The 12,546-nt window shown below is 42.5% G+C and carries 10 protein-coding genes; 7 read left to right on the forward strand and 3 right to left on the reverse strand.

Features of this window, described 5'->3' with window-relative positions; genetic code table 11:
• Nucleotides 1-36: 36 nt before the first annotated feature.
• The 7 genes from AACS90_RS08695 to AACS90_RS08725 all read left to right on the forward strand — a co-directional run bounded on the left by AACS90_RS08695 (nucleotide 37) and on the right by AACS90_RS08725 (nucleotide 8,842).
• A complete protein-coding gene (locus AACS90_RS08695) occupies nucleotides 37-4,452 on the forward strand; it encodes a hemagglutinin repeat-containing protein (protein ID WP_099120312.1) in 4,416 nt (1,471 codons plus the stop codon).
• A gap of 242 nt (nucleotides 4,453-4,694) precedes the next feature.
• The gene (locus tag AACS90_RS08700; RefSeq protein ID WP_099120313.1) at nucleotides 4,695-5,252 is read left to right on the forward strand and encodes a hypothetical protein; all 558 of its coding nucleotides are present in this window, start codon (nucleotides 4,695-4,697) and stop codon (nucleotides 5,250-5,252) included.
• A 53-nt stretch (nucleotides 5,253-5,305) separates the two neighbouring features.
• Nucleotides 5,306-6,277, forward strand: coding sequence for an inner membrane protein YhjD (gene yhjD / locus AACS90_RS08705; RefSeq protein WP_099120314.1), 972 nt, complete (start codon nucleotides 5,306-5,308; stop codon nucleotides 6,275-6,277).
• Nucleotides 6,278-6,332: 55 nt separating this feature from the next.
• The gene (locus tag AACS90_RS08710) at nucleotides 6,333-6,539 is read left to right on the forward strand and encodes a 2-hydroxymuconate tautomerase family protein (protein WP_099109478.1); all 207 of its coding nucleotides are present in this window, start codon (nucleotides 6,333-6,335) and stop codon (nucleotides 6,537-6,539) included.
• A gap of 132 nt (nucleotides 6,540-6,671) precedes the next feature.
• The gene (locus AACS90_RS08715; protein ID WP_099120315.1) at nucleotides 6,672-7,169 is read left to right on the forward strand and encodes a CPCC family cysteine-rich protein; all 498 of its coding nucleotides are present in this window, start codon (nucleotides 6,672-6,674) and stop codon (nucleotides 7,167-7,169) included.
• 470 nt (nucleotides 7,170-7,639) lie between these two features.
• The gene (locus AACS90_RS08720; RefSeq protein WP_099120316.1) at nucleotides 7,640-7,999 is read left to right on the forward strand and encodes a hypothetical protein; all 360 of its coding nucleotides are present in this window, start codon (nucleotides 7,640-7,642) and stop codon (nucleotides 7,997-7,999) included.
• 111 nt (nucleotides 8,000-8,110) lie between these two features.
• Nucleotides 8,111-8,842: a hypothetical protein gene (locus AACS90_RS08725; RefSeq protein WP_099120317.1), complete on the forward strand. Its 732-nt coding sequence runs from the start codon at nucleotides 8,111-8,113 to the stop codon at nucleotides 8,840-8,842.
• Between the two features lie 98 nt (nucleotides 8,843-8,940).
• Here AACS90_RS08725 and AACS90_RS08730 read toward each other — a convergent pair whose 3' ends face one another.
• The 3 genes from AACS90_RS08730 to dppF all read right to left on the reverse strand — a co-directional run bounded on the left by AACS90_RS08730 (nucleotide 8,941) and on the right by dppF (nucleotide 12,546).
• Entirely contained in the window at nucleotides 8,941-10,410 is a 1,470-nt protein-coding gene (locus tag AACS90_RS08730; RefSeq protein ID WP_099120318.1) for an insulinase family protein, read from the reverse strand.
• A 93-nt stretch (nucleotides 10,411-10,503) separates the two neighbouring features.
• Nucleotides 10,504-11,205, reverse strand: a complete 702-nt coding sequence (locus AACS90_RS08735) for a HAMP domain-containing protein (protein ID WP_099120319.1) — start codon at nucleotides 11,203-11,205, stop codon at nucleotides 10,504-10,506.
• Nucleotides 11,206-11,520: 315 nt separating this feature from the next.
• Nucleotides 11,521-12,546 carry a dipeptide ABC transporter ATP-binding subunit DppF gene (gene dppF, locus AACS90_RS08740; protein WP_099120460.1) on the reverse strand — a complete coding sequence of 342 codons (1,026 nt, stop codon included), beginning with the start codon at nucleotides 12,544-12,546 and terminating at the stop codon, nucleotides 11,521-11,523.

The following is a 12,546-nucleotide window of genomic DNA, read 5'->3' on the forward strand; positions in this document are numbered from 1 at the left end:
ACATTCACATGACAGAAAGTAAATAGAGGTAATAGTATGAAAAGAAAAATATTCAGATTATCTCCTACGGGAAAACTTGCGGCATCAATGGCGATAATTCTGGCTACCTGTTCAACCAGCTTTGCCAGTGGCATCACTCCCGGTGGTGATGCAGCTCATCGGCCGGACGTCAGCATTGCTGAAACAGGCGCCACGGTAATCAATATCGTGGCGCCTTCCGAATCAGGGCTATCACATAACCAGTATCAGGATTTTAACGTCAACCAAATGGGGGCGGTGTTAAATAACTCACTGGCTAATGGACAGTCAGAATTAGCCGGACAATTATCGGCTAACAGTAATTTGAACGGACAGGCCGCCAGCGTCATTCTGAATGAAGTGATCAGCCGTAACCCTTCACTCTTACTCGGCAAACAGGAAGTTTTCGGCATGGCTGCCGACTATATACTGGCAAACCCCAACGGTATTACCTGTAACGGCTGCGGCTTTATCAACACCAATCAGGCTTCTCTGGTGGTCGGCAATCCGTTGGTTGAGAATGGCATTCTGCAAGGGTTCAATAACTTCAACAATAAAAATGCCCTGAATATCAGAAATGCCGGTCTGACTCATAATGATGTCCTGAACCTTATCGCGCCCCGCATCGATATCAGAGGAAGAGTTATCACACCCAAATCGCTCAATATTACCACCGGAAATAACCAGATTGCCGCAGATGGCAGAATATTGGATTCAAGACAGCCTGGTGCTGGAGCGCTCGACAGCTATTACTTCGGTAGTATGCAGGCAGGGCGTATCCGTCTGGTGAATACCGCAGAAGGCAGTGGCGTCAATCTACGGGGCAGGATGCAAGCCGGTGACGATATTTATATTGCCTCCCACGGTGATGTGGAATTAGAAGCGGCAAACTTGCAGGGCGGCGATATCACATTACAGGGCAAAAACTTGCGGGCGCAGGGATACCTCAACCGATCATCATTACAAAAAACAGGAGAAGGTAATCACCAAAGTACTTTTAGCGGTGCACATACCTCTCAGGAACAGATTAATGAGTCCATTGCCCGTACTCAATTGACCGGTAAAAACATCACACTGGTTGCCCGCAAAGATAATCAGATAATGGCAACCGATATTGATGGGGATAACATCAAACTGACTGGCGCTAATCTGAAACTGAACGGTCAGCAGCTACACCAACGTGATCAAAACACCGATAACAACTGGCAGTTATCCTGGCAGAAGGATGTCACCAATGAGAGTGAAAAGTATCAGTATGAAGGCAATACTCTCAATGCACGGAACAATGTTCACCTGACAGCCAGTGAAGGCAATGCAGAAATATTGGGCAGTAAAGTCACCGCAGGCAACCAGATTTCAGTTTCTGCTAAGCAGGATGTAAAACTGGCTGGTTTAGTCGAATCAGAAAGAAAACTCGAAAAGGGTTACAGAAAGAACGATGGAATGGGATTACAAACCGGCGATTGGGCAACTATCGACACAACCCAAAGACTTGTCAGCAGTGAACTGAATGCAGGCGGCGATTTAGGAATCAACGCGGGTGCCAATGCTGAAATTATCGGCTCTAAAGTACATTCAGGCAAAAACATGATTGTTTCGGCGGGGCAACAGACAAAAGTAACTGTGCAATCCCTCGTTGATGACCATGTGATTGAGAAAAATAAGCGTAAGTGGGGTGGACTTGCCGGTGGCAGCAACAAAGACAACCACGATAAAGTAGAAACACACCATGCTTCTGATCTCAGCGCAGACGGGCATTTACTGCTGAGTGGAATAGATGGCGTCACCATTACTGGCAGCAAGGTAAAAGCTCGACAGGGTGCCTATGTTGAAGCTAATGACGGTGACTTAACCATCGATAACTCCGTCAGTAATACCTATAAAAAAGTGGATGAAAGAAAAGGTACCATCTTTAACATCACCAAAAATTCCAATCAGGAACAAACAAACCAGCAAACCAGCACCGGTAGCCAGTTAATCTCTGATGCTGACCTGAAATTAATCAGTGATAAAGATATCAATGTCATCGGCAGTCTGGCGAAAAGTGCTGGAGAGCTGAACATCAATACATCCGGCAATATCAACGTGCTTGCCTATGGTGAACAAAGTGAACACCAACAGGAGAAAAACAACCTTGACTGGCAGTATTACGCTCATGACACAAAAGACAAACAATACCGTGCGGGCGCAGGTTTTGAGCATACCCTTGATAACCAAAAAAACCATACCACCACACAGCAGCAAGCTGAGTTAAATGGCCGCACAATTACCATTAATTCAGGTAAAAATGTCACTATTGATGGTGGCAGAGTGGTAACAACGCAGGGTGATGCCAGAATTGCAGGTAACAACATTGCTCTGACAGCAGCAGAAAACAGAACAGCTACCGATAACTCTCAGGCTAAAGTGCGTGGCGGTGTCTTTGCCACTGGTGGTATGGATAAATTCGGCGGTGGGGTTGAAGGTGGTTATTCTGATAATGGTCATTCCCGGAACCGCACTACTGTGGTGGTTTCAGAAGCACGAATTAATGGCAACCTTGAACTAAATGCTCAGGGAGAACTGAAACAACAAGGCACTCAATATCAGGTACAGGGAACTTATCAGGCGAATGCTGGCAGCATCCGAAATGTAGCAACAGCCAACACCGAATCAGACTCCACAAGACAAATGCAGGTTGGTGGTGAAATCAGCGGTTCAGCCGATTACAGCGCCACAACCCGCCCTATGGAAAAAACGGCGAAAGCAGCAACAAACGGAAAGCTGGATACTTCTGTTGCAAAAACCGGATTACCGAATGTCGGGCTTGAACTGGAGATGAACGGGAAAAGTCATTACTCCAGCAACCATCAATCAAACGCTGTCGTCACTACCGTTAAAGCCGGCGATATTAGGATCAACACCAACGGCGATCTTTACGATCAAGGGACGAAATATCAGGCCAATAAAGGTAATGCATCCCTGACTGCCGGTAGCCATACCAGTGAAGCCGCCTACAACCAGCAAAGCAGCAGTTCATCAAATACGGTTGGCGATGCCCGTATGCGCGTTTACACCAGCACCGGCAGCGATCTTTCTGTCAACGGTAAAGGAAGTGGCAGCTATCAGGCAGAATCCACCCATAATAGAAACGCGGTTGGCAGTGAAATCAACGCCCAGAATGGCATTAACGTTCAAGTCACCAGAAACGCACATTATCAGGGCACTTCCATGAACGGTGGTAATGGTCAGACAAACGTGAATTCCGGCGGAAATATTCAGTTCGAACAGGCCACCAACCGTGAGGAAAAAAACAGTTATGGTTATAACGGAGAGCTTTCTCTGACTGTAGGAACTAACCCGGATGGCAAAAACTTCAGTGGCAGTGCAGGTGCCGGCTATAACACCAGCCAGCAGAATAGAAATATCGCTCAAACCGGCACAATTACAGGCGGACAGAATGTAAACCTGAATGCTGCGAATAACCTGACTCTGCAAGGCACGAACGTTTCTGGCAAGCAGGTCGATCTGACGGCACAACGTGGCAGGATTGAACTGGCCTCAGCTCATGATGCAGTCAACAACAATGGCTGGAACTTTGGCGCTAAAGGCAAAGGCGGTATGGCTAACACAGTGCGTAATAATGAAGGCGGCGATGGTAACGCCGGCAATGGAGAAGCCGGTAACAGCATCATCGATAACAAATACAATATAGGCGGTGAAGTTAAATTCGGTGTTGATCGACTGAATAAAGTGACTTACCACAACAATCAGGTTTCTGGTGGTAACGTCACACTGACCAGTGCTCGGGATACCTCACTCAAAGGCAGCAACATCAACGCAGATCAGGTCACGGGTAATATTGGTGGCAACCTCAACGTTGAAAGTCTGAAAAATAAAACCGATAGCCTGAATATCGGTTTAGATAGCGGATTAGGTTATAGCAGAACAGTCAAAGGTGATAACAGCCATAAAGCGACATTACCAATCGCTGACAATAACTCTACGGAAATCGCTGCAACTAACGATGATAAAACAAACACGGAAGCACCAAACCTGACAGATCGTCTGACTGCTGCTTTTAAAGATTACAACGGAAAACTGAAGAGTAATTACGACACACTTGATCAGGAAACCGTTGGTGAGCAATCAACCCTGAACGGTGCTAACGGGGTTAATCTGAATGTCGCGGGCAGAACCTATCTGGCTGGTAGCCGAGTTGACAGTACTCAAGGAACAGTCTCCATGAATACGCAGCAAATCACTCACCAATCCATAACTGGTCACGACAGAGGTAAAAACATGGGAGTTAACTTACCTGACTCAATCGCAGATTTCACCGGAGCAGCTCAGAAAGATGTTTTTTCGGGTAAAATTCCTTTCGTGAAAAACGAAACTCACAATACAGAAACCCCGGTCACATATAGTGGAATCAAAGGACATCAGTTGGATTAATTGATCACACTCTGAGTTATATTCACGAATCTTAATACAAACGGCATCATAAACATGATGCCGATTATCATAAAAAACAAAAAATATACAATAGAGGGATAGATGATGAAAGTTAGCCTGAGAAAAATAATAGGAAACTGGACACTGGGATACCGGTGCTACAATGGAAGCAGCCTGCAATGCACTTTCGAGCTATAGTAAGGTTAAGAGCTTTTATGTCGCAACATTGATTTGGAGGTAAAATGACAACCGTTTTTATCGCTGGATCTATCACAATCAAAAACCTCGACCCACTCGTTACAGAGCGCATACGGAAAATTGTGAACTCCCGCTACAACGTTGTTGTGGGCGATGCCAACGGCGCAGATTCCTCTATTCAGAAACTGCTACTAGAGATGGGAAGCCATCAAACAACCGTATTCAGCAGCAGCAATACACCACGGAATAATCTGGGCTCTTGGCCTGTTCGTGTCATAGATTCAGCGCATGCAAAAGGAACGCGTTCGTTCTTTACGGCGAAAGATCTGAAAATGGCGGAAGAGGCCGATTATGGTCTGATGGTATGGGATACGAAGAGCACAGGTACTCTGAGTAACGTGATTGAATTACTGTCACAGAATAAATTCAGTGCAGTATTCATCAATAAAGCAAAGAAGTTTGAGGTCATTAAAAAAACGAAAGATCTTGAAACACTGATCGCATATATGTCTCCGATAGCATTGGAAAAAGCTGAGCAAAAGATAAAACTCCGCTATAAATTGGCATCACTAAATAATAGCCAGTACCAAATGCCATTGTGAATGAAAAGGATATTATGGCATATATCAAATACGACCAGAATTAAGAGGATGTAATGCCCACTGACTTAAAAAAAAGGGAAAATATCAATAAGGAAACTATCAGCACACCATTACAGAAGGGGCTGGATGGTGGAAAAAAAGCACTTTCAGTGACGATCCGCCTTGGCAACTATATCCGTCATATCCCATTCATTGCCCACTTGATCCGGGCAGCACAGCGTTTCAACGACAGAATGGGCAGCCAGTTTGGTGCTGCTATTACCTACTTTTCCTTTCTGTCACTGATTCCGATACTGATGCTCTCTTTCGCCATCGCGGGTTTTGTGCTGGCTTCCAACCCCGACTTGCTAACAAGACTCATCAATGGAATTGCCAATAGTATCAATGATCCATCACTGGCAAATACGCTGAAAAACAGCGTGGATACCGCCATAAGGCAAAGAACAACCGTTGGGTTAACAGGTCTGGCAATTGCGCTCTATTCCGGCGTGAACTGGGTCGGCAATCTGCGTGAAGCAATCCGTGCCCAGTCCCGCGAGGTCTGGGAACGCACTCATGAAGATAAAGAGAAAATCTACTTTCAATATATCCGTGACGTTTTCTCCCTGTTTGGCTTGCTATTTGCCTTAGTCATTACACTTTCCCTGAATTCCATTGCCGGATCTGCGCAGGCAAGCATAGTTCATGCCCTTGGCTTAGAGAATATAGAATGGCTTCGCCCAGCATGGACATCCATTGGCATGTTCATTTCCATTTCAGCCAATTATCTGTTATTCCTGTGGATATTGTGGATCCTGCCACGCCATCAGCCCGAACGGAAAGCGCTGTTTCAGGGAACCTTAATGGCTGCTATCGGGTTTGAGATCATTAAGTCGATTATGACAATGATGCTACCACGCCTTGCCAGCTCACCTTCTGGCGCTGCTTTTGGTTCTGTTATTGGCCTGATGGCATTTTTCTATTTTTTTGCCCGACTGACCCTATTCTGTGCTGCGTGGATAGCCACCGCAGAGAAAAAAGAGTGACAAAACGAGACTGCTTCACCAGAAGCACTTTATAAAAAACTAAAAGGAGTCATATATGCCATTCGTAAACATCAAAATCACCCGCGAAGGGGCAACTGCTGAACAGAAAAAACAACTGATTGAAGGTGCAACCCAGCTGCTGGTGGATGTACTTGGCAAAAACCCGGCCACCACTTTTGTCATCATTGATGAAGTAGAAACGGATAACTGGGGAGTTGGCGGAAAAAGCGTAACAGAAGTGCGAGCCGCCGCGAAGAAATAACGTATTTCTTGAAAAGAGAAATCAGCGATTAGGGCGAATATATCGCCCTTTTTATTTTAATTGGGTAAGGAGTCATGTTATGCTATCAATAAGTTTATTTGGTAATCTAAGGAGTAAAAAGCAGGTTAATTTATGAAGAAGATTGAATTTTCATACTCCCAAGTAATGGACTTTTTGAACGTTTATTCTTTATTTAAGGAAGGCATAGATGAACGGGCTAGAATACTTATTGAAGCAGGAGAAATAGAAGATAAACTACCATCAGAAGCAATAAAACAAAAATACAATCTTATCATATTGAATAATATCCTATACTCAAAGTTACTAAAAAATAGTTTTTTGGAAAAAACAGTCAAGGAAATTACAGGAAATGATATATCCATTATAGACCGTGATAATAGCTTAATTAGTGGCACTCATTGCCCAGCTTGTAATTATATTGTATTTGAAAGTAAAGAAGATTCATTCTATGAAATTTGTCCTGTGTGTATGTGGCAAAATGATGGCACCATCGGTGATAATTATAGTAGCTGCAATCATAGCACCATAAATGAATACACAAAAAAAGATTCGTTTAAACTAAGATTAATTATAGGAAATGAAAAATATATGAAATTTGACAATCAATAATCGGAGATAAATTATTACCAATAAAGCAGGAAAGTTCCCTACGATCTTCCGGCGTTAGTCTTTCAGTAGTTGCTGACTTGCTAGTGATTGGAATTATCATTTTGTGGCAATATCCCATTGTAATAATGTTCTGTTTTATCGGCTTTACTTATTGCCCATTGCCGAATAGAATCGGAGTACAACATCAGTCTGTTAAATGAATCACTGCCTCTATAATTTACCGATGGTTACTGCTCCAAAAGTGCATCGAGGCATATAGATAAGAATATCAAAATATTATATCTGTGTTTTGAATTCACAGAAGTAAGCGAAACAGGTAAAACAGTCTTTTAATAAAAAGACATTGAAAGATAAAATCACTAAAAAAGTATTAGAACTTCCACAACTGTCCACAACTGTGTCATGACACAAATCACACAGTAACAATAACCGCTATGGCTATAATAATTAGTAAAATAGAGTGATTTTTCATGGCTAGATTAATAGCGAACGTCAAAATTAATTGGGTTTCTGAAACTCAAGGTGGTAAATCAACTCTACCACTTAATGAATTATATTATGTTATTACTGACCCAATAAAAGGAAAATTTGGAGAATCAATTTCTTGGAGTTTAGTATTAGACATAAATAATAACTATTATGATGTTATAATAGGAAGCAGAATAGGATTAGGGAGAGCTTATTTTCTAGTTGATGAGGCTCCTCACTTTTTGCTTTATGAAGGGTTTACTTTAAATGTATATGAAGGACCTCACTTTGTTGCCGTAGTAGAAGTAAAAAGTCTTACATCCTATTACAGCGACAATCATACAGATCTCAATGATCCCTGAATTAAAACTGTATAATTTTTTGCACCCTTGTTAACCTGATAAGATAAATACTTATCCATAACTAAACTTTATAATAAATACCTCATGGATATTCAATAAAATGGTACCACGATGATCCTTAGTCAATATTACATATATGTCAATGATGAAAAACTTGCTATAGCTGACAACATCGACCTACTTCACCTAAAGACTTATGGTAACGATGAATTCGAATTGATTTTATTGCAATCGAGAGAAATTACAATATTTAATGACATTAAAATCAGACAAGATGATCTTGTTACCATATCTTATTATATTAATAATACGTGTATTTGTGAGTTTTTTGGAAATATCATAGAAAAAGAATATACTCTAACAAACTGTCAGAAATTTTCATTGTTAATAAAAACTTCTGATGAGCCACCTATTACAATCATGACTATTTTGAAAGAGTGGACTCAAGGAAATGATTTTCTATACTGGAAAAATAACAAATGCAAAGAATCGAAAAAATTATGGCTAACTGCATGCTTATACTGGCAACAAATTTTTCTACCAAAGTCTGAAAAAACAATCCATGCTTCACTATATTTAGATGGAGTTAAAAATTACCTTGATTTCTTTTGTATGCTTGGGGAGGCATTTTTTGGTAAAAGAGGATACATAGGTAAAGATTTTCATGGATTCGATGATTTATTGAGTGATTTAAGTTATAAAAAATCAGAAATTAATATTTACACTAAGAACGTTAAAAAATTAAAACTATTTTTAGAGAGGATTAGCCCTCCCGAACATAATTATTATGATATATTTATAGATATATTGATAAATAGAAATTGTAATCTTATCGAGAAATAAGGAAATAACTAAAACTGTATACGAAGCAATCATCACCTCCTATGGAGGTGATTTAAAATTTACAATAAAAAAGCAGTTTGGGTCCTCTTGGGATAAGGTTAGTCTGCTTTTATTATCGCTTCAGTTGTCTTCGGTTCTTCCGGCAATGGGCCCGGGCGCATAATCTGGTTAAAGCTGTCCCTGAGCTGATTCACATCAATAACCGCTTCCCCTTTTGGCTGCACCAGAATAAATGAAGTTTCCTGAGATAACATCTCTTGCAGTTTTTTGTTTAACACTTGCGGTGTGAGGGAAGATAAAAATATCTGTCTCAGTCTGCTGTATTGCTCAGGTGCAATATCGATCACATTGTTCTGTTGGGAAATCAGGCGCTGGTTAATGAGTACGTCTGTGTCTGTGCGAGCATATACGGCGAAAAGATGCTGAAGTTGAATGCGCTTCTGCTTGTACAGTTCATCAAACTGCTCTTGTGGTAAACCGCTTTCACGTAGTGATGCCAAGGCAGAAGCCAGATAAAGTGTGGAATCAGTCAGTTTGCCTGATGAGGCGTTCAGATTTAAGTAGCAGTTTGCCCGTTGATACACAACCCGACAATCCAAATCCAGTTTGGCGTTATTTTGATTTTCTTCCAGCTTCAGTTGCAAATAATGGTAAAGAGCCTCACGGGCAAGTTCATTAGACCAGTGCTGAAATAGTGTCTGAGAATCATTAATCGGCTGCCAGTTCAGGTTCCATGCTAAAGAAAGCCTGTCCTGTGTAGCCTTCTCACTTTCTACTCCCAGTGTTTCTGTTTTTAATGGCAGCAGTATAGGAACCGCAACAGGGGTCTGACGTTTACCTTCTAATGATGAAAATACCTGATTAAGGCGCTCTGGTAATATCCGGCTATCCACATTGCCCGCAATATATAAAGTCATTGCATCCGGCGTATACCACTGCCGATAAAATGCTTCGACTTTTTTGACATCGACAGGGATTGATACATTCACTCCGGGATCATGACCAATCAGAGTTGAGCCCTGTAATCGTATACGCCATGCAGGATCATGTATGTCTGATGGCAGAGTTGATACCAGATGCTCCGATGTTTTCATCGCCGGCGTTAACGTTTGAGGTGTGAATACAGCACCGCCAGCAATATCGGATAGCCAGATCAGTGCATCCTGCAATAATTCAGGCTTATTATTCGGTAAGCTAAGGCTATAAAGGGTGAAATCATAGGAAACTATGGCTGGCGGGAAAGGATTTTTGCTATCAACTGCGTTGTGCCACAGGTTTTCCAGTTTTTGTGAGGATAAATCTTTACTGGAGGAGAGAACGATTTTGGGTATGAGATAAGTATAACCCTGCTGATAGCTTTTCTCCGCCAGAGATCCGGTTTTCACCATTAAGCGCAACTGTATTCGGTCGTTCGGCCGTTGTGGGGTTTGCAGGATTTGCCAGCTGAACCCATTTTCCAGTTTTCCCTGTTGCCAGGCAGGATCAGGCTGTAAAGTCTCTGCCTGAGCAAAGTAAGTTGTAGCCAGAATGGTGCCACCAATAAGATATCCGATTTTTTTGCATTGCATTCTCACTTACCCCTACCTGTTTAATTTTATCCTTGTCTGAACCAATAAAGATCGCAAACTGTTAGACCTTTATTCACCTTGTAAGGTTTCATTTCATCGAGATTTTTGCTTACTTATTTGGCGATTATAACCTTTTACCAGCAGACCCAATTCATCATCCTGATGACCTTTGGGGCAGGTCATGGAAGCTGGCGGTTGTTCTTCATTCAGTTCTCTCGTGATGTCACGCAACGGATGTATGATGATACGATTTACACACCAACTTACTGACACCGTAATAATAAGCGCGAGCAATAAGTAAGTGGTCAACATTAACGCAAGTGTATTTAATGCAAAGCGATACACACGATTGGAATCAACCTGTAGGATGAGATGCCCCTGTGACGCCAAGTCTTTCGATGAAATACCATAGACATGTAAAGGAATATTGATCTCTACAGGGATGCCGAAAACTCGCTTTGCCAGTTCTGGTATAGGCCGATAGGTTGCGAAATCCAGACTCATAATCCGGGAGTCATCTCTGGATATCAGTTCAGCCCGCCCTAAAATACCCGATGTTTTCAGCCCAATCAGTAATGTTTTCGCTGTATTGAGATCAGACCTCAATAAAGCATCTGTCAGGGGAGTTTGAATCTGAGCAGCCGCATTATGGAGTTGGTTAATATAATCATCTTTTCGCTGCTGCAACAAATGCGATAATTGGATAGTAATGAAAATAGCAAGAGTGACCAAAGTAACTCCAGTCACTGCCGCCATCTGTTTAATAGTTAACGAACGTTTGACACGCGATTTCATTTTATCCAAACCAGTAATTAACCAAAGACGGGCTATAACGCCTTATTAATGCGGCTGAGTATACTTGATTTTTATTCTTATCGTCTCGTTTATACACTTCGTCTTTAAAATTGCCTCTTTGTTGGCTGCGCTCACTCACCCCGGTCACATAGTTAGCTATGCTCCCGGGGATGAGTTTCCTTGCCGCCGCGATTCATCTTGAAATCCATTGTGTATAGATGAAAACCCCGCCGTAATTGGCGGGGTATTAGAGACTAAATGGTCAAATCAGCTACTGCGTAGACATTTGATACGTTATGCTACGGCCCGTGGCAATTACGCCGGTGGATTTTGATTCTGTTCTACTGCAAAGCAAGCAACAAGCCGCTCGCCGTATTGCTTTAGTTTAGGCTGGAGCTGAGTACATGGGCCAAAAGCATGGCGGCAACGGGCGGCAAAAGCACAGCCCGGAGGCGGATTCATCGGGCTGGGCAGTTCTCCTGTTAATTTGATGCGTTCACGACGGAGTTCAGGATTTAAACGCGGTGTTGCAGACAACAGTGCCTGAGTGTAAGGGTGGCTCGGGTTATTGAAAATCGTATGTTTGTCGCCCTTTTCAACACAGCGCCCCAAATACATGACCATCACTTCATCCGCAATATGTTCAACGACAGAGAGGTCATGAGAAATAAATACGTATGACAGACCCAGTTCTTGTTGCAAATCCATCATCAGATTCAGAACTTGCGCCCGTACCGAAACATCCAGCGCGGAAACAGGTTCGTCTGCAATAACGACATCAGGATTCAGCATTAATCCACGGGCAATGGCAATACGCTGGCGCTGCCCCCCAGAAAACATATGAGGATAACGCTGGTAATGTTCAGGTTTTAGCCCTACTTTCTCCATCATTTGCAGAACTTTTTCTCTGCGCTCTTCTGATGTCAGTGTTGTATTGATAAGTAAAGGCTCTTCCAGAATCTGCCCCACTTTTTTTCGTGGATTCAGTGATGCATAAGGGTTCTGGAATACAATCTGGATTTTCTGACGTCGCAGTTTTTCGGCTTCTTTATCTGGCAGCAATAAATCCTGCCCCAGATAATACAGTTCCCCTTCTGTCGGCTTTTCTATCATAGTCAGCAGGCGCCCTAACGTGGATTTTCCACAGCCAGATTCACCGACAACAGCTAGCGTTTTGCCTTTTTCCAGTTCAAATGAGACACCATCTAATGCTTTCACCATACTCTCAGGTGAAAATACCCCCGTTTTAACCGGATAATATTTTTTTAACTCAGTCGCTTTCAGCAAAGGAACGGAAGCTTTTTCCTGCCCACTCGCGTTGTGAACAGCCTGTTTGTGCAT

It is taken from the genome of Xenorhabdus sp. KK7.4 (assembly GCF_963876465.1).
Classification (GTDB): Bacteria; Pseudomonadota; Gammaproteobacteria; order Enterobacterales; family Enterobacteriaceae; genus Xenorhabdus; species Xenorhabdus stockiae.

What these genes read in the sequence shown, in the direction of transcription:
- AACS90_RS08695 (WP_099120312.1), top strand. Translation starts at nt 37, where the DNA reads ATGAAAAGAAAAATATTCAGATTATCTCCTACGGGAAAACTTGCGGCA.
- AACS90_RS08700 (WP_099120313.1), top strand. Translation starts at nt 4,695, where the DNA reads ATGACAACCGTTTTTATCGCTGGATCTATCACAATCAAAAACCTCGAC.
- yhjD (WP_099120314.1), top strand. Translation starts at nt 5,306, where the DNA reads ATGCCCACTGACTTAAAAAAAAGGGAAAATATCAATAAGGAAACTATC.
- AACS90_RS08710 (WP_099109478.1), top strand. Translation starts at nt 6,333, where the DNA reads ATGCCATTCGTAAACATCAAAATCACCCGCGAAGGGGCAACTGCTGAA.
- AACS90_RS08715 (WP_099120315.1), top strand. Translation starts at nt 6,672, where the DNA reads ATGAAGAAGATTGAATTTTCATACTCCCAAGTAATGGACTTTTTGAAC.
- AACS90_RS08720 (WP_099120316.1), top strand. Translation starts at nt 7,640, where the DNA reads ATGGCTAGATTAATAGCGAACGTCAAAATTAATTGGGTTTCTGAAACT.
- AACS90_RS08725 (WP_099120317.1), top strand. Translation starts at nt 8,111, where the DNA reads ATGATCCTTAGTCAATATTACATATATGTCAATGATGAAAAACTTGCT.
- AACS90_RS08730 (WP_099120318.1), bottom strand. Translation starts at nt 10,410, where the DNA reads ATGCAATGCAAAAAAATCGGATATCTTATTGGTGGCACCATTCTGGCT.
- AACS90_RS08735 (WP_099120319.1), bottom strand. Translation starts at nt 11,205, where the DNA reads ATGAAATCGCGTGTCAAACGTTCGTTAACTATTAAACAGATGGCGGCA.
- dppF (WP_099120460.1), bottom strand. Translation starts at nt 12,546, where the DNA reads ATGCACAAACAGGCTGTTCACAACGCGAGTGGGCAGGAAAAAGCTTCC.